General features: G+C 45.7%; 15 protein-coding genes. 12 read left to right on the top strand and 3 right to left on the bottom strand.

Annotated elements, in window-relative coordinates; translation table 11 throughout:
• Window positions 1-31: 31 nt before the first annotated feature.
• Entirely contained in the window at window positions 32-1237 is a 1206-nt protein-coding gene (gene hflK / locus CBX98_RS20645) for an FtsH protease activity modulator HflK (RefSeq protein WP_005395374.1), read from the top strand.
• Between the two features lie 2 nt (window positions 1238-1239).
• A complete protein-coding gene (gene hflC, locus CBX98_RS20640; RefSeq protein ID WP_005381382.1) occupies window positions 1240-2220 on the top strand; it encodes a protease modulator HflC in 981 nt (326 codons plus the stop codon).
• A gap of 62 nt (window positions 2221-2282) precedes the next feature.
• Here hflC and CBX98_RS20635 read toward each other — a convergent pair whose 3' ends face one another.
• Window positions 2283-2468: a DUF2065 domain-containing protein gene (locus CBX98_RS20635; RefSeq protein ID WP_005381383.1), complete on the bottom strand. Its 186-nt coding sequence runs from the start codon at window positions 2466-2468 to the stop codon at window positions 2283-2285.
• A 173-nt stretch (window positions 2469-2641) separates the two neighbouring features.
• Here CBX98_RS20635 and CBX98_RS20630 point away from each other — a divergent pair, with 173 nt between their 5' ends.
• Together CBX98_RS20630 and CBX98_RS20620 are read left to right on the top strand one after the other, a co-directional pair.
• The gene (locus CBX98_RS20630; RefSeq protein ID WP_005395372.1) at window positions 2642-3958 is read left to right on the top strand and encodes an adenylosuccinate synthase; all 1317 of its coding nucleotides are present in this window, start codon (window positions 2642-2644) and stop codon (window positions 3956-3958) included.
• Between the two features lie 219 nt (window positions 3959-4177).
• Window positions 4178-4813 (top strand): tetratricopeptide repeat protein, encoded by a 636-nt coding sequence (locus CBX98_RS20620; RefSeq protein WP_005387944.1) that lies wholly within the window; start codon window positions 4178-4180, stop codon window positions 4811-4813.
• Between the two features lie 84 nt (window positions 4814-4897).
• Here the strand turns inward: CBX98_RS20620 and hmpA are convergent, their stop codons facing one another.
• A complete protein-coding gene (gene hmpA / locus CBX98_RS20615) occupies window positions 4898-6082 on the bottom strand; it encodes an NO-inducible flavohemoprotein (RefSeq protein WP_109170174.1) in 1185 nt (394 codons plus the stop codon).
• 157 nt (window positions 6083-6239) lie between these two features.
• On the opposite strand from hmpA, the gene nsrR reads away from it, so the two are divergent.
• The 5 genes from nsrR to trpS all read left to right on the top strand — a co-directional run bounded on the left by nsrR (window position 6240) and on the right by trpS (window position 12020).
• On the top strand, window positions 6240-6665 hold the full coding sequence (nsrR, locus tag CBX98_RS20610; RefSeq protein WP_005387939.1) for a nitric oxide-sensing transcriptional repressor NsrR: 426 nt from the start codon (window positions 6240-6242) through the stop codon (window positions 6663-6665).
• A gap of 115 nt (window positions 6666-6780) precedes the next feature.
• Window positions 6781-9285, top strand: a complete 2505-nt coding sequence (rnr, locus tag CBX98_RS20605; RefSeq protein WP_109170173.1) for a ribonuclease R — start codon at window positions 6781-6783, stop codon at window positions 9283-9285.
• A 70-nt stretch (window positions 9286-9355) separates the two neighbouring features.
• Complete coding sequence (gene rlmB / locus CBX98_RS20600) at window positions 9356-10102, top strand: 23S rRNA (guanosine(2251)-2'-O)-methyltransferase RlmB (RefSeq protein WP_005395369.1); 747 nt, start codon at window positions 9356-9358, stop codon at window positions 10100-10102.
• Window positions 10103-10201: 99 nt separating this feature from the next.
• Window positions 10202-10888 (top strand): phosphoglycolate phosphatase, encoded by a 687-nt coding sequence (locus CBX98_RS20595; RefSeq protein WP_005395368.1) that lies wholly within the window; start codon window positions 10202-10204, stop codon window positions 10886-10888.
• A 115-nt stretch (window positions 10889-11003) separates the two neighbouring features.
• Window positions 11004-12020 carry a tryptophan--tRNA ligase gene (gene trpS, locus CBX98_RS20590; protein ID WP_053807770.1) on the top strand — a complete coding sequence of 339 codons (1017 nt, stop codon included), beginning with the start codon at window positions 11004-11006 and terminating at the stop codon, window positions 12018-12020.
• Between the two features lie 54 nt (window positions 12021-12074).
• Here trpS and CBX98_RS20585 read toward each other — a convergent pair whose 3' ends face one another.
• Complete coding sequence (locus tag CBX98_RS20585; protein WP_012841336.1) at window positions 12075-12449, bottom strand: hypothetical protein; 375 nt, start codon at window positions 12447-12449, stop codon at window positions 12075-12077.
• 546 nt (window positions 12450-12995) lie between these two features.
• Between CBX98_RS20585 and CBX98_RS20580 the strand changes: the two genes are divergently transcribed.
• The 3 genes from CBX98_RS20580 to CBX98_RS20570 all read left to right on the top strand — a co-directional run bounded on the left by CBX98_RS20580 (window position 12996) and on the right by CBX98_RS20570 (window position 18287).
• Complete coding sequence (locus CBX98_RS20580; RefSeq protein ID WP_109170172.1) at window positions 12996-15950, top strand: ExeM/NucH family extracellular endonuclease; 2955 nt, start codon at window positions 12996-12998, stop codon at window positions 15948-15950.
• A 176-nt stretch (window positions 15951-16126) separates the two neighbouring features.
• A complete protein-coding gene (locus CBX98_RS20575; protein ID WP_109170171.1) occupies window positions 16127-16714 on the top strand; it encodes an aminodeoxychorismate/anthranilate synthase component II in 588 nt (195 codons plus the stop codon).
• Between the two features lie 361 nt (window positions 16715-17075).
• Window positions 17076-18287 carry an aspartate aminotransferase family protein gene (locus CBX98_RS20570; protein WP_005397689.1) on the top strand — a complete coding sequence of 404 codons (1212 nt, stop codon included), beginning with the start codon at window positions 17076-17078 and terminating at the stop codon, window positions 18285-18287.
• The last annotated feature ends 56 nt before the right edge of the window (window positions 18288-18343 follow it).

Genomic DNA, 18343 nt, shown 5'->3' with positions numbered 1-18343 from the left:
ATAACGTCATATCAAATGATGGAGCTTTCTAATGGCGTGGAATGAGCCTGGAAATAACAACGGCAACAATGGCCGCGATAATGACCCTTGGGGTAATAATAATCGTGGTGGCCAGCGTCCTGGTGGCCGAGATCAAGGTCCGCCAGATTTAGATGAAGTGTTCAATAAACTGAGTCAAAAACTGGGTGGCAAGTTTGGTAAAAAAGGCGGCGGTGGTTCTCCAATCGGCGGCGGTGGTGGTAGTGCAATTGGCTTTGGCGTGATTGCTCTTATTGCTGTTGCAGTTTGGTTCTTCGCTGGTTTTTACACCATCGGTGAAGCAGAGCGTGGTGTTGTGCTGCGTTTAGGTAAATACGATCGTATCGTAGACCCAGGCCTTAACTGGCGCCCTCGTTTTATTGATGAATACGAAGCGGTAAACGTACAAGCGATTCGTTCACTACGTGCATCTGGTCTAATGCTGACTAAAGATGAAAACGTCGTAACAGTCGCGATGGATGTTCAGTACCGAGTGACTGACCCGTACAAATACTTGTACCGTGTAACCAATGCGGACGATAGCTTGCGTCAAGCCACGGATTCTGCACTACGTGCAGTAATTGGTGATTCATTGATGGATAGCATTCTAACCAGTGGTCGTCAGCAAATTCGTCAAACTACGCAAGAAACACTGAACCAAATCATTGATAGCTATGATATGGGTCTGGTACTTGTTGACGTAAACTTCCAGTCTGCGCGTCCACCAGAGCAAGTGAAAGATGCGTTTGACGATGCAATCGCAGCTCGTGAGGATGAAGAGCGTTTCATCCGGGAGGCGGAAGCTTATAAAAACGAGATTCTGCCGAAGGCAACGGGTCGTGCTGAACGTTTGAAGAAAGAAGCACAAGGTTACAATGAGCGTGTCACTAACGAGGCTCTTGGTCAGGTAGCACAGTTCGAAAAACTACTACCAGAATACCAAGCGGCACCAGGTGTAACGCGTGACCGTCTGTACATTGACGCAATGGAAGAAGTGTACTCAAGCACTTCGAAAGTGTTGATTGACTCGGAATCAAGCGGCAATCTTCTGTACCTTCCAATCGATAAGTTGGCGGGCCAAGAAGGTCAGGCAGACACAAAACGTAAATCGAAGTCATCTTCAACCTACGATCAAATTCAACTGGAGTCTGAGCGTACACAAGAAGACACTTCGAACACGCAGTCTCGTTCAACAGGTTCACGTCAAGGGAGATACTAAGAATGCGTAAGTTAATGATCCCTGTATTGGTAATCGCACTGGCATTAATGTTGATGTCTTTGTTTGTGATTCCTGAAGGTGAGCGCGGTATCGTGGTTCGATTTGGTCGTGTTCTTAAAGACAACAACGACATCACTCGAATTTACGAGCCTGGTTTGCATTTCAAGATGCCTCTGTTTGACCGTGTGAAACAACTTGATGCACGTATCCAAACGATGGATGGCCGTGCAGACCGTTTCGTAACGTCTGAGAAAAAAGACGTTATTATTGATACCTACGTGAAGTGGCGTATTGAAGACTTTGGTCGTTACTACCTAGCGACAGGCGGTGGTAATTCGCTAACGGCGGAGGCACTACTTGAGCGTAAAGTAACGGATGTGCTTCGTTCTGAAATCGGTGCTCGTGAAATCAAACAGATTGTATCTGGTCCACGTAACGATGATGTACTACCAGAAGATGCAAGTGCAGATGTTGTCGCAACTGAAGCGGCACGTGAAGCGCTTGAGATTGATGGTGAACGTGACCTAATCATGTCTGAAGTATTGAAAGACACGCGTGAAAGCGCGATGAAAGACTTGGGTGTTCGTGTTGTTGATTTCCGCATGAAGAAAATCAACCTGCCTGATGAAATCAGTGAGTCTATCTACCGCCGTATGCGTGCAGAGCGTGAGTCTGTAGCTCGTAAGCACCGTTCTCAAGGTCGTGAGAAAGCAGAAGTTATTCGTGCTCAAGCTGAGCTAGAAGTGGCAACCATTCTAGCTGAAGCTGATAAGACTGCTCGTGTAACACGAGGTGAAGCGGATGCAGAAGCAGCGAAGATTTATGCTGAAGCATACAACAAAGACCCTGAATTCTTTAGCTTCCTACGTTCGCTACGTGCGTATGAGAAGTCCTTCAGCTCTAAGAGCGATATCCTGGTACTTGATCCGAAGAGTGAGTTCTTCCAATACATGAACCAGTCGAAGGGCAGCATGGAGAAATAATCTCAGCGTCAAATGAAACAAAAGGCTCCTTAGGGAGCCTTTTTTGTATCTGATGCTAAGTGCTAGCTCATCATTATGGCGATTACGGCTCCAGCAACTACTAGGCAGCCACCGATGCGTCGTAGCTGATTGTTGGGCTGTTCACTTAATTGAGCCACCATATTCCGCCAACCGTTTGGAGCAATGAGTGGTCCAATGCCTTCCACGATCAAGACGAGCCCAATCGCCAACCATATGGATTCAGACATACCGCTTTCCAGTCGAATAAAGAAAACTAAATACTATCAGTGATATGCTGATTTCAAAATGAGCAAAGCAGCAAGATGGACATTCTGGTAGCAACTCTGTGAACAAAAAATGACTGCAAGAAGCGTGATTCGGTGCTAGAATCCATTTTTAACTAGCAATCAGACTTGGAAAGATGGGAAATAACGTAGTCGTTCTAGGCACCCAATGGGGTGACGAAGGTAAAGGTAAAATCGTAGACCTTTTAACTGAAGATGCAAAATACGTGGTACGCTACCAAGGCGGTCACAACGCAGGTCATACTCTCGTAATTGACGGTGAAAAAACCGTTCTTCACTTAATTCCATCAGGTATCCTTCGCGATAACGTAAAATGTGTTATCGGTAACGGTGTTGTACTATCACCTGAAGCTCTACTTAAAGAAATGAAACCTCTTGAAGAGCGCGGTATTCCAGTACGCGAGCGTCTTTTCATTTCTGAAGCATGTCCGCTAATTCTTCCTTACCACGTTGCAATGGACCAAGCTCGCGAAATCGCTCGCGGTAAAAAAGCTATCGGTACAACAGGTCGTGGTATCGGTCCAGCATACGAAGATAAAGTTGCTCGTCGCGGTCTACGCGTTGGAGACCTATTCGATATGGAATCGTTCGCTGAGAAGCTAAAAGAAGTCATGGAGTTCCATAACTTCCAACTAGTTAACTTCTACAAAGCTGAACCAGTAAGCTATGAAGCTGTGCTTGAAGAAGCAAAAGGCTACGCAGAGCTACTTACTTCAATGGTTATCGACGTAACTGATGAACTAGACGCAGCACGTAAGCGCGGCGATAAGATCATGTTCGAAGGTGCACAAGGTACGCTACTTGATATCGACCACGGTACTTACCCATACGTAACGTCTTCTAACACGACTGCTGGTGGTGTTGCTGCAGGTTCAGGTTTTGGTCCTCGTCACATCGGTTACATCTTGGGTATCGCGAAAGCGTACTGTACTCGCGTTGGTGCAGGTCCATTCCCGACAGAACTATACGATGGTCTAGATAAGCAAGATCCAATTGGTAAGCACTTAGGTGAAGTTGGCCACGAGTTCGGTGCGACAACTGGTCGTCTACGTCGTACAGGTTGGTTCGATGCTGTTGCTATGCGTCGTGCGATCCAAATCAACTCTGTATCTGGTTTCTGTCTAACTAAACTAGACGTACTAGATGGTCTAGAAGAGCTAAAAATCTGTACTGGTTACAAGATGGAAGATGGCTCTGTGCTAGAAGTTTCTCCGATGGCTGCTGAAGCATTCGAAAAAGCAACGCCAATCTACGAAACAATGCCTGGTTGGTCTGAGAACACATTCGGTGCTAAAGCGCTAGAAGATCTACCACAAGCGGCTCTTAACTACATCAAGCGTATTGAAGAGCTAACAGGTGTGCCTGTAGATATCATTTCAACAGGTCCTGACCGCAACGAAACTATCATCAAGGTTCATCCATTCGAAGCTTAATTGATAGCCGTTAAAGATTGCAAAAGCCGACCTTCTGGTCGGCTTTTTTGTATCTGAACAAAAAACGGCAGTGATTCTCATATGGCAAATTTTTGCCGCTGAGTCTAAGTCAGAGGCAAAAATTGTCTAAAGCTTAGCTGGTTTTTGCCGATAAGGTTATCAAGCAGAGGAGATCCTTCATCGATCTTTGGTTTCTTAGATACCTTAAAGAGTACGTTTATGAAGTTACGAACAGTGGCTGCTTCACTGTTATTGACCTTGGTAGCTACCACAGCGAAAGCCAATGTTGCTGATGTGGGGGCGCCAGTTCCTATCTACACCGAAGCAGAGCTGATAAAGCTTATTGAGCAAAATAAGCACTTACAACGTGTGCGCGCTGATAACTGCCAGCTGGTGGAGGATATCGTTGCTCGTGCGACTCGAATTAACTTGCCCGCTTATGAATTTCTGTACGGCGACATGTTGGCGTGGGGTGTGTGTGTCGAGCAAGATGTCGAACTGGGGCTTTACTACATCGAAAATGCAGCACATCAGGGATTACCTGCCGCGCTAGAGCAGATTGGCCGATACTATTCGCGTGGCACTTTAGTGCAGCAAGATAAAGAACGAGCAATTCCTTACTTGCGAGAAGCCGCCTCAATGGGAAACCTAAATGCGCGTATTCATTTAGCCGAATTACTCCTGCGTGATTACGGCAGCCCACTTGATTACGAAGATGCGTATCGTTGGCTATATAACTCTGTGACAGCAGATAAGCGGCAGCATAAGCGCATCACTGTATTGAGAAACGGCCTTGAACAGCGCATGCCACAAAACGTTATTGCTCGAGCTAAACGGCGAGATACCTTTTGGTAACGTCCTATCAAGGCAAACAACTTCATACAACAAAGCCCACATAATGTGGGCTTTGTTGTTTTCCCGAAGAGTAATCTTGAGCGATTAAACGACTTTGTGTGGACCGAAGCATTCGTAATGGAATTGCTCTTCTGGTACGCCAAGTTCTAATAGCTGTTTCGCTACGTGCTGCATAAATCCTACAGGGCCACAGAAGTACACCTGCACTTTATCTTGCTTTAATGCAGCTTCAATTTCATACAGATTGACAAAGCCCGTGAAGTGGAAGTCTTCACCTAGCTTGTCTTCTGCCGTTGGTTGGTTATACCAAATGAGCGCGTTCATATTTTCTTTTTCTGCAACGAGCTGGTTTACGTGTTGCTTGAAAGCATGCTGTTGGCCATTTTCGGTTGCATGAACCCAAGTTACAGGTGCTTGATGTGCTGAGAGACTTTCTAGCATGGACAGCGTTGGCGTCAGTCCTACACCAGCAGAAATTAGAACAACGGGTGTTTGTGGTTCGGCATCCATAAAGAAATCACCGGCAGGGGCCGCAAGCTGCACTTTTTCGCCAATGTTCAGGCTGTCGTGCAGGTAGTTCGACACTTTTCCGCCTTCTTCACGTTTTACTGAGATACGGTAGTTGTTCTCTTGGACCGCAGAAGATAGGCTATATTGGCGAATTTCTTGGTTTTCTAACTGGTCACTGTTGATATAGATGCCAAGATATTGTCCCGGTTTATACGGTGCCACTTTTTGGCCATCGGTTGGCTTAAACACAAAGCTGCAAATGTGTTCGCTCTCGATTTGTTTATCGACTAACTCAAATTCGCGTAGACCGCGCCAACCGCCTTCCAAAGCTTCATTTTGTTGGTAAATTTGTTCTTCGCGCTGAATAAATACATTCGCAAGTACGCCGTAAGCCTCAGCCCAAGCATCCAACACTTCCTGACCTGGATTAAACAACTCATCAATCGTCGCAAGTAAGTGTTTACCAACGATTTGGTACTGATCTTCTGTGATCAAAAAGCTCGTGTGTTTATGCGCAATTTTTTCTACTGCGCCAAGTAGGGCTGGCAAATTTTCAATATTGGCAGCATAGGCGCAGATGGCGTTGAATAGCGCTTCACGCTGATCGCCGTTACGCTGGTTACTCATGTTAAAAATATCTTTCAACTCAGGGTTATGAGTAAACATACGTTCATAAAAGTGTGCGGTCAGTTTTGGTCCCGTTTCGGCGATAAGTGGTGCGGTCGCTTTGACGATCTCGATGGTTTGATTGCTGAGCATATGGGCTTCCTACTTTAAGTTGTATTTATAATGCATGTTTAAAGTTGTATCTCAAATGTATCTTTCGATCAAGAAAAGATTTACACTTTTATCGATAGCTCAAGTTTGGCGTTTTAGTGTCACCAGCGAGTTATTGAGTCGCACTTTGGGAGAGAATATGCAGTTAACGAGCTTTACTGATTATGCGTTGAGAACCTTAATTTTCTTGGCTTCGTTGCCGGAAGATGAGTTAACTAATATCACTGAAGTGACGGATTTATTTGGTGTGTCACGTAACCATATGGTCAAAGTTATCAACCGTTTAGGGCAACTAGGTTATGTCCACACCGTGCGTGGAAAAAACGGTGGTATTCGGCTGATGAAACCTGCTTCTGAAATCACAGTAGGTGGTGTCGTGCGAGATTTAGAGCCGTTAGATTTGGTCAATTGCGGCGTAGATTTTTGCCATATTACCCCTGCCTGTCGCCTCAAAGATAAATTGGCAAAAGCAAAAAGTGCCTTCTTGGCGGAGCTGGATGATTGCACGATCGAATCCTTGCTTAGCGATAATTCTGAGTTGTTGATCTTACTGGCTCGTCCTTAACTCATTTGCACGTCTAGAGTCGATCTCGATCATTCTTTTTTCAAAGCAATTCTGTAGCTTATCGAGAGACTCAGATATACTAGCCATATACCTTCCTTGCTAGATAGGCGTGCCTATGTCAGACAATATTCCAAACGATCCTTTTGCAGATCGTGAATCCAAAAATTACGAAAATCCAATTCCAAGCCGAGAGTTTATCATCGAGTTTCTAGAGCAAGCGGGCGTTCCAATGAATCGCAATGACTTGTTTGAGGCACTAAAGCTTGAGGGCGAAGAGCAATATGAAGGGTTGCGTCGTCGGCTACGTGCGATGGAGCGAGATGGTCAACTGGTGTTTACCCGCCGTCAGTGCTACGCATTGCCTGAAAAACTTGAAATGGTGAAAGGTTACGTGATTGGTCATCGTGATGGCCACGGTTGGGTGCGTCCAGAAGGCAGCGTCGGCAAGGATGATGATATTCTGTTACCGCACCATCAAATGAAGAACATCATCCACGGTGACTTTGTTTTAGTGCAACCTACAGACAACAGCAAGCGCGGTCGTCGTGAAGGGCGCTTGGTTCGAGTGTTAGAGGAGCGTAATGATCAAATCGTCGGTCGTTTCTTCCTCGAATATGGTTATTCCTATGTTGTCCCTGATGACTCGCGTATCAGCCAAGATATTCTGATCCCAAATGAGCACAAAGCGGGTGCACGCATGGGTAACGTGGTCGTGATTGAAATTACTGATCGTGGCTCACGCTCACGTGGCATGATGGGTAAAGTGGTTGAAGTACTTGGTGAAAATATGGCACCAGGTATGGAAACGCAAATTGCGATTCGTACACACCAAATTCCTCACGAGTGGCCAGAGGCCGTCGATAAACAAATCGAAAACTTAGGCGAAGAAGTACCGGAAGAAGCCAAAGTTGGTCGTGTGGATCTACGTGAGTTACCACTTGTGACCATTGACGGCGAAGACGCGCGAGACTTTGATGATGCTGTTTACTGTGAGAAGAACAAAGAAGGTGGTTGGCGTTTATGGGTAGCGATTGCTGACGTCAGTTACTACGTTCGTCCTGACTCTGCGCTGGATAAAGAAGCCATCAACCGTGGTAACTCGGTGTACTTCCCTTCGCAAGTAGTGCCAATGCTACCGGAAGTGCTGTCGAACGGCCTATGTTCGCTTAACCCGCAAGTAGATCGCTTGTGTATGGTGTGCGAAATGACCATTTCCGATACTGGTAAGCTGTCTGGTTACAAGCATTACGAGGCGGTGATGAACTCGCACGCTCGCCTCACTTACAGCAAAGTGAGCGCGATTTTAGAAGGAGATGAGGAACTACGTGAGCGTTACCAGCCGCTTGTTTCTCATCTAGAAGAGCTGCATAAGATGTACAAAGTGCTGAAAGAAGCACGAGATCAGCGCGGTGCAATCGAATTTGAAACCGTTGAAACCAAGTTTATCTTCAATGCGGAACGTAAAATCGAAAGCATTGAGCCAGTAATTCGTAATGACGCGCACAAGATCATCGAAGAATGTATGATTTTAGCCAACATTGCTTCGGCATCGCTGGTAGAAAAAGCGAAAGAGCCTGCGCTCTATCGTATCCACGAATCTCCAGGTGAATTACGCCTGCAAGGTTTCCGTGACTTCTTAAGTGAACTTGGTCTTGAGCTAAAAGGTGGTTTAGAGCCTTCACCAACGGACTATGCTGATCTCGCACGTCAAATCTCTGGGCGTCAAGATCAAGAGTTGATTCAGACCATGCTGCTACGCTCAATGAAGCAAGCGGTATACAACGCAGATAACGCAGGGCACTTTGGGTTGGCATTGAAACGCTATGCGCACTTTACGTCGCCAATTCGCCGTTACCCTGACTTGTTACTTCACCGTGCAATCAAGTATCTGATTGCTAAAGAAGAAGGTCGTAATCAAGATCGCTGGACACCAACTGGTGGCTACCATTACTCGTTTGACGACATGGATTTTTACGGCGAACAATGTTCGATGACAGAGCGCCGTGCTGATGATGCAACACGTGATGTTGCGGATTGGTTGAAGTGTGAATACATGCAAGACCACGTCGGTGACGAACTAGACGGCGTGATTGCTAATGTCACTAGCTTTGGCTTCTTTGTACGTTTAACGGATTTGCACATCGATGGTTTGGTGCATATTTCTACCCTTGCGAACGACTACTATCAATTTGACCCGATTGGTCAACGACTTATTGGTGAAAGTTTCGGTAACATCTATCGCTTAGGTGATGCAGTAAAAGTAAAAGTACTGGCTGTTAACCTCGATGATAAGCAAATTGACTTTGAATTGGTCGAAACAAGTCGTAAGCTACGCGGTGAAGGTAAGACTGCGAAGAAACGCGCAGCGGAAGCAAAACGCAAAGCGAAAGATAAAAAACGTGCTGCGACTCGCTCTTCATCGAAAGAAGGTGGCGCGCCTCGCGCAGTTCCTGCGATAGAGCCAACTAAGCGTCCAGAAGAAACGGGCGCAGTGAGTAAGCGCAATGGCCCCAAACGTGATGACGCCGAAGGCAAAAAGAAGCCTAAAGTGAAAAAAGCACGTAAAAAAAAGCCACACAGTAAGCCGAAGAAAACCAAGCGCACTAAAAAAGAGGCGTAGTAGGCTGAAGCGCCAGCTCAGTTCAAACTCGGCTGGCGCAGGCAATACGACCCGAACAACAGGTTAAACAATGAGTAACGAATTTATCTACGGCATTCACGCAGTGAAAGCGGTATTGGAGCGCGAACCAGAGCGTTTTATCGAGGCATACGTTTTAAAAGGTCGTCAAGATGATCGCCTAATGCCAATCCTAAATGATCTTCAGGTTTGTGGTGTCTCTATTCAACAAATGACGCGTAAAACTCTGGATGATAAAGCGCGTGGTGCAAATCACCAAGGCATCATTGCTCGCGTAAAACCAGCAAAACAGCTGAACGAGAACGACATTGATGACATCTTAGCTCAGCATGAATCACCGCTACTGTTAGTGCTGGATGGTGTGACGGACCCGCACAACCTTGGTGCGTGTTTGCGTAACGCAGATGCGGCAGGCGCTGCGGCGATCATCGTACCGAAAGATCGTTCTGCACCAATGAATGCAACGGTAAGTAAAGTAGCATGTGGCGCTGCAGAGGTTGTGCCTTTGATTCGTGTAACCAACCTTGCACGTACAATGCGTACGCTACAGGAAAAAGGGATTTGGTTTGTGGGTACGGCTGGTGAAGCTACGCACGACATTTATCAAGCTAAGCTCACTGGTCCTCTTGCTATCGTGATGGGTGCTGAAGGTGATGGTATGCGTCGTCTTACTCGCGAAACCTGCGATGATTTAATTAAGATCCCTATGGCGGGCAGTGTATCAAGCTTGAACGTATCAGTGGCTTCTGGTATCTGTTTGTTTGAAGCGGTTCGTCAGCGTTTGGCTGCCCAAAAATAAGGCGAGCACACTAAGCGTCGCTGAGTGTGACACTGAGTGACATCAAGATTAAGCACACAGGATGGGGAACCATCCTGTGTTATTTTAGCTAGGGAATTTATGACCCAACAAGATATTAAACTGATTGCTTTTGATCTGGATGGAACACTGCTTGATAGCGTGCCAGATCTTGCCGTAGCGGCCGATCAAGCAGTTCAGGCGTTAGGCTATCCTTCTGTATCAGAAGAGCAGGTGCGTGATTACGTTGGTAATGGTGCTGATATATTGATTGGACGTGCATTAAGCCAAAGCATGACCATCAGCAGTGATTTGAGTGATGAGCTGCGTGCTAAAGCGCGTGAGCTGTTTGATGAATACTACAAGCAAAGCGGCCATAAGCTAAGTCACCTTTACCCAACAGTAAAAGAGACGCTTGAAGAGCTACACCAAGCTGGTTTTACGATGGCGATTGTGACGAACAAGCCCTCGAAATTCGTACCAGAAATTCTAGAGCAGCATGACATCGCCAAGTACTTCGTAGACGTATTAGGTGGTGACGCGTTTCCAGAGAAAAAACCAAACCCGGTGGCGCTGAACTGGCTAATGGAAAAGCACCAGGTAAAACCAGCAGAGATGCTGATGGTTGGGGATTCGAAAAACGATATCTTGGCGGCGAAAAATGCGGGTTGTGCTTCATTTGGTTTAACTTACGGTTATAACCATGGCGAGCCCATTTCAGCTTCGAACCCTGACGTAGTGGCGAACCGCCTCGCGGAATTACTGGAAGTCGTCGCTGTTTCTGCATAACGGCAACAAAAGATCTTCCAAAATACTTGTTAATGAGTACACTGAGTAAACCGTGCGCTAAAAGCCGCACGGTTTTTCATTTTAATTAGATTAAGAAGTCAAAGGAATCATTCTAATGAGCAAACCCATTGTATTGAGTGGTGTTCAACCGTCAGGTGAACTAAGTATCGGTAACTACTTGGGTGCTCTACGTCAATGGCAGCAGATGCAAGACGATTATGATTGCCAATATTGTGTAGTAGACCTTCATGCGATTACGGTTCGTCAGGATCCTAAAGCCCTACATGAAGCGACATTAGACGCACTGGCAATTTGTCTGGCAGTTGGTGTTGATCCGAAGAAGAGCACGCTATTTGTTCAGTCACACGTACCAGAGCATGCTCAACTTGGTTGGCTTCTTAACTGTTACACGCAAATGGGTGAGCTGAGCCGTATGACTCAGTTTAAAGACAAATCGGCACGTTACGCGAATGACGTAAACGTGGGTCTGTTTGATTACCCTGTGTTGATGGCAGCAGATATTTTGCTTTACGGCGCACACCAAGTACCAGTTGGTAGCGATCAGAAACAGCACCTTGAGTTAGCACGTGATATCGCAACGCGTTTCAACAACATCTACTCACCAGAAAGTCCGATTTTTACCGTTCCTGAGCCGTACATTCCAACAGTCAATGCACGTGTGATGAGTCTTCAAGACGCGACGAAGAAAATGTCGAAGTCAGATGATAACCGTAAGAACGTGATTACTCTGCTTGAAGAGCCAAAGTCGATCATCAAGAAGATCAACAAGGCGCAAACAGACACCGAAACCCCACCAAGCATTCGCCATGATATCGAGAACAAAGCGGGTATCGCGAACCTAATGGGACTTTACTCTGCGGCGACAGGAATGAGCTTTGAAGAGATCGAAGCCAAGTACAAAGGCGTAGAAATGTATGGTCCATTTAAGAAAGATGTTGGCGAGGCGGTTGTAGCAATGCTTGAGCCAATTCAAGCAGAATACCATCGTATTCGCGCTGATCGTGCTTACATGGATGAGGTAATGCAGCAAGGTGCTGAAAAAGCCTCGGCTCGCGCTGCTGAAACGCTGAAGAAAGCATACAAAGCGGTAGGCTTTGTCGCTCGCCCATAGTCGCTAAGAATAGATTACAAAAGCTCCACGTTGGTGGAGCTTTTTTTATGCTTTTTACTGGAATGGCGTGTCTTTCATGCAACGTTCCATATCGTAATATTCAACACGTCCTCGAGCTCCTAAAAAGGCGGACTTCACCACCATGCCTCTATCAATGAAGTAACTGAGCTGCACGCATGATATATCGTAGCTAAGTTCTTTAATTCTCGCTGGGATCCAGTAGGTTCCTGGTGTTCTTAGACGCTGGGTAAAAGTAATAACACCCTCGTCACTGACCTCTAACTCTTCAATTCCATCCAGCTCATTTTTGGCTGATTCGATGATGTTTTGATTCGCGGTAGGTTGAAGTGGCTCACTGGCGGTCAATTGACATCCCGTTATCAAGCCAAGTAAGAAGAGAGCTAGCGCACTGCGTTGAATTTTTTTCATTTATCGTTCCTGGGTTTACAGCTAATGAGATCTTAATGTCTCGCGCAGGTGTTATATCTTTTGTGTATGAATTTGGCTAGTGAATAAGGAGAAGTTATTGAGCAAATGAGGAAAATTTTGAAGTATGAGGGTCATTCGTAAGAAAAAGCCGAGCGAATAATAGGTGACTTAAGTTTAGACATGGCTATAAAAATGAAAATCAAAGCTTTCTAAATTAGTGATTAATTATATTTTCATTTATAACAAAGTGAGCTTGGTTAATAAGCCACTTCACGAGCGATGTATTTTCTACTCCTTAACATGAAGTGAAAAAATAAACTGAGTAATTAATCTAAATTTTGATTTGTTTATCAATAGCGTTCTGTATTTATTACAAAAAATGTTTGAATGGGATGTTCTGGCATATTTTCTTACATTCACATGTGATTCATTTCACGGCTTTAATTGCTCATTCTTATTTATTTCATAAATAAACCTGATAGTAGACGCAAATGGTAGGCTCTGATCAGAGCTAAGTTTGCATTTACATAAATATCAGGTATGACAATGGACACGTTAATCAAACCCTCAATACTCGCACTAACCATCGCCAGTGCACTTAGCGCAAACGCGAACGCAGAGATTATTATTTCCCAGTATGTGGAAGGCGGCGCTTATAATAAAGCGGTCGAGATCGCCAATACAGGTGATACTGCGGTGACACTCACAGGCTATGAATTAGCAAAATCTTCGAATGGTGGCGGCTCGTGGGGCAGCACTCTTGATCTTAGTGACGTAACGTTACAAGCGAAGCAAGTGTATGTGCTTGCTCATGGCGATGCGAGCGAAGCAATAAAGGCGGTTGCGGATTACACTGATAAAAATGTAGCGAACTTTAACGGCGACGATCCGTTGGCACTTCTTAAAGATGGGGAAGTGCACGATATATTAGGTGTGATGGGGGACGTGGATTTCGCTAAAGACACCACGTTAGTTCGTAACAGTGATGCGCTTACACCTTCAACTACCTACCAATCCACTCAGTGGACAGCCTTACCTAAAGATAATATTGATGGTTTAGGAGAATTAAATACAACTGAGCCACCTGCGCCATTTGCTTGTGAAGTAGATGGACAAGAACCAGCCTTTACCACCATCCAAGAGATTCAAGGTGAAGGTGCTTCTTCTCCATTTATTGATGGCTACCCTTACATCACGACCGAAGATCACTTCGTAACTGGTGTGGTCAGTGCGGTAACAACAGGCTTAACTAAAGGCTTCTACCTGCAAGCACTTGAGAATGATGGCAACGACAAGACATCTGAAGGTTTGTTTATTCACACTGATGTTGCCGATACAGAGCTGAAAGCCGGTGATGTTGTTTGTGTGAAAGGGAAAGTACAAGAGTACTACAGCAACACTCAGCTTTCTTCTGATGCAAACAGTTATGTAAAAACAGGCACATCAAACGCCTCTTTGGTTACTCCGTTAACGATTAAGGAAGGGGAAACACTACGTGATGCACTAGAGCGTCATGAAGGTATGCAAGTTGAGCTCAACTCGGCTAGCGAACTTTTCGTTACTCGTAACTTTTCTTACGATTATGACTCTCGACGCAACAACATGATGTTGTCTCATGAAGCACCGTTGTTTAAGCCGACTCAATTGCATACAGCAGAGAGTGACGCTGCGGTTGCCCTTGCCAAAGAGAATGCGGCCAACCGTATTTACTTGGAATCGGATAGCAAAGCGCCAAATGGTCAAATCCCATATTTCCCAACGTTTGCACAAGATCTTGACCAAAATGGCTCTTCAGAGCAGCACATTCGCCTAGGCTCTCGTGTCGAAGGCCTGCAAGGTGTCGTGGCTTACAGCTACAACGAGTACCGCCTAATTGCGACCAATGAAGTTGATAGCAGCAACTTTGTCACGTCAGGTGATGACTTTGACGTTGCGCGTAAAGCGGCGCCAGCCATTGCCGATTCTGATTTACGAGTGGCGAGCTTTAACGTTCTTAACTACTTCACTTCGGTTGCTGACAGCGGTCACGACAACCCAACCGGGCAAAATCGTGGCGCGACAAACCTTGATGAGTTCTTGATCCAGCAAGCGAAAATCGTTTCAGCAATGAATAAGATGGACGCGGACATCATTGGCTTGATGGAAGTAGAAAACAACGGCTTTGGTGATGGTAGTGCTATCCAAAACTTGGTTGATGCTTTAAACGCTGAGATTGATGACGTGGAAGATCATTACACGTATGTCGAAATCGAAGAGCAAGACAAATACCAAGAGGAATACTTTGGCAGTGATGCGATCATGGTTGCGATCTTATATCGTGCTAACGCAGTAGCACCAAAAGAAGCAGCAAAAGTCATTGTGACGCCAGAGCAACACATTGCAGAGAACACCATTACTCGTAAAGAGGGCACTGAAAGTAACCCTGCATACGACAAATATCAACGCCATAGCTTATTACAGACCTTTACAGTGAAAGAGACTGGCGAAGATCTTTCAGTGGTCGTGAACCACTTTAAATCGAAAGGTTCTGAATGTATTGAAGAGTGGATTGCTGGTGTAGAAGACTCAGAACCCGTGGATCTGCAAGGTAACTGCAACAACTTCCGTGTTTCTGCTGCGAAAGTCGTTGGTGAAGCGCTTAAAGATATTGATGGCGATGTGCTCGTCATGGGCGATTTGAACGCTTACGGCAAAGAAGATCCGTTACTTACCCTCACTGATTACTCACAAGAGAAATACGGCCGTGATATCTACACTGCCGCTTACACAACCATTGGTGGCGGTGAGCTTCAAGTAGAGAAAACCAAGATTGAAAAAGGCTACGGTCTGCACAATTTAAACACCTTGCTGCATGGCGCTGATACGTTCTCGTACACCTATTCAGGTGAGTTGGGGAACTTGGACCATGCATTGGCAAGCAGTAGTTTAGCGCAAAAAGTGGTGGCGATTGAAGATTGGCACATCAACTCACTAGAAAGTAACTTGTTTGAATACAGCAGCAAATACACGGGTGACATGCCGAAGTACAAAGATGCGTTCTCAGCGTCTGATCATGATCCAGTGATTATTGCTATTGATTTGCCAGATGATGATATCGATTTACCGAAAACGGGTGAAAACTTAGCTATTGATGTACGTCTACCACCAACTGCGGTTGCGGGCGATATTGTGACAGTGAACTTAACAGCATCCACACAAGCGGCCGCGACAAGCAGTGATGCAAAAGTTTACTCGGCTAGCCAAACCTTGACTCAAACTGACATTGACGCACGCAGCGTGAATATTGAGTTTGAACAAGCGCCAGAACAAGGTAATTACCAGTTAGAAGAGAAAGTGACAGACTCGACAGGCAACGTCGTTAAGTTTAGCTCTGTTCGTGATGTCTCAATGACGCAAACCGAAACGGGTGCAGAAGGTTCGAAGGATTCAGATGGTGGTTCGTTTGGTTTTGGCGCGCTACTCGCGATGCTTGGGCTTGGCTTACTACGTCGCCGCAACTAAGCCAGCTGTCTCCTGAAATACAGCTGTAAAGACCAAAGGCCAGCCGATGCTGGCCTTTTTATTGCACAAAGACTTGCCTTTCTAGTTTGGTGTTGCAAAATACCGCCCTTAATTGTCGCAAACCAGACAATCATCTCTTAAGTCTTGCCTAAACGGATTGGAGCAGCTGACACTCTATGTTGTTGATCATCGATAACTACGATTCTTTCACTTACAACCTCTACCAATACTTTTGCGAGCTTGGTGCAGACGTAAAAGTCGTGCGTAACGATGAAATCGACATTCAAGGGATTGAAGCGTTGAACCCAACTCACTTGGTGATCTCACCTGGACCGTGTACGCCAAACGAGGCAGGTATCTCTCTACAAGCTATAGAATACTTCGCTGGTAAGCTTCCAATATTGGGTGTTTGCCTTGGTCATCAAGCGATAGCGCAAGTGTTTGGTGGGGAAGTCGTGCGCGCCCGACAAGTGATGCATGGGAAAACGTCACCTATTCGTCACAATGGTCGCAGTGTGTTTAAAAACCTGAATAACCCACTCACCGTAACCCGTTATCACTCTCTCGTGGTGAAAAACGGTACGTTACCCGATGTGTTTGAACTGACCGCATGGACTGAGCTGCCGGATGGAAGTATGGACGAAATCATGGGTTACCAACATAAAGCTCTGCCAATTGACGCAGTGCAGTTTCACCCAGAATCGATCAAAACAGAGCAAGGTCACGAGTTGCTCGCGAACTTTTTAGCACGTAAAGCGATCTGATCGCGATCACTTTTCTTAACAAATCATTCATCTTTTTGCCGAGGTGAGTGGATTGCAAAACTATGCGGTTCATTCTGGCCTCTTTGTCTATTCATGTCTTTTTAAACCTTCTATCCCCTGTATTACATAACATTTATAAAAAATCGCTTCTCTATTTTACTTTCTTGATGCATAAATAGTCACAAGCAGTGATTAATGGAAGTTGCTTTCGAGAACGAAAAGAATAAATCACTATTGAAATGGTTAATTAAATGTAAATACAATGCCGCAATAGCTTAAATGCAAAACATTATTTGCTGGCAAAGAGAGCCGGTTAAATTCGCTTATCTGCTACGCATGCGGTATCAAGAAGGAATGTGCAATGACAACGGAAATTAAAGTAGAGCGCGGTTTATTCGATGAGGTAATGGTACCTTGCTATAACCCGATGGAAATGATCCCTGTTAAAGGTGAAGGTTCACGTGTTTGGGATCAGGAAGGTAATGAATATATCGACTTTGCTGGTGGTATTGCAGTGAGCTGTCTTGGCCATTGTCATCCAGTAATGGTAAACGCATTAACAGAGCAAGCTAACAAGCTGTGGCACTTAAGTAACGTGATGACGAACGAACCAGCACTTCGTCTGGCGAAAAAGCTAACAGAAGTGAGCTTTGCTGAGCGCGTATTCTTTGCTAACTCTGGCGCAGAAGCGAACGAAGCGGCACTTAAGCTGGCACGTCGTTACGCTGCTGACGTACATGGCGCTGAGAAATCAGAAATCATTGCATTCAAACAAGGTTTCCACGGTCGTACGTTCTTCACCGTAACGGTTGGTGGTCAAGCGGCTTACTCTGACGGTTTTGGTCCTAAGCCTGGTGACGTTACCCACTTACCTTACAATGATATCGAAGCACTACAGGCACACATGTCTGATCGCACATGTGCGGTGATGATGGAGCCGCTACAAGGTGAAGGCGGTATCGTGCCACCAACGCCTGAGTTTGCTCAAGCAGTACGTGAGCTGTGTGACAAACACAACGCGCTACTGATCTTCGATGAAGTGCAAACCGGTAATGGTCGTACAGGTAACTTCTACGCTTACCAAGGTTTAGGTATTACACCTGATATTCTAAGCACCGCGAAATCACTCGGTGGCGGTTTCCCAATCGGTGCAATGCTGACTACTGCAAAATTAGCAGAGCACATGAAAGTCGGTACGCACGGTTCAACATACGGCGGTAACCCACTCGCGTGTGCTGTAGCAGAAGCAGTTGTGAACGAAGTTACTAAGCCTGAAGTGTTGGCTGGTGTGCTAGAACGCGAAGCGATGTTCCGCGAAGGTCTAGAGAAGATCAATGCTAAGTACAACATCTTCTCAGAAGTGCGCGGTCAAGGCCTATTGCTTGGCGCTGCACTGAATGAAGAATGGCAAGGCCGCGCACGTGATGTTCTCGTCGCTGCAGGCAAACAAGGTCTAATGGTATTGGTTGCGGGTGCCAATGTCGTACGTTTCACACCATCACTCGTTATCACACAACAAGAAATTGAAGAAGGCTTGGCGAAACTGGATAAAGCGATCGCGACTTTAGTTTAAGCGCGATATCAGTTTCAACGTCAACGCAGACACCCCCGTCAAGGATCTCTGATGGG

Origin of the sequence: Vibrio sp. T9 (assembly GCF_003123985.1) — a bacterium.
In the GTDB taxonomy this organism is placed as follows: domain Bacteria; phylum Pseudomonadota; class Gammaproteobacteria; order Enterobacterales; family Vibrionaceae; genus Vibrio; species Vibrio diabolicus.
The sequence above is the reverse complement of the archived record's forward strand: the minus strand, read 5'-3'. Positions and strand labels throughout refer to the sequence as shown.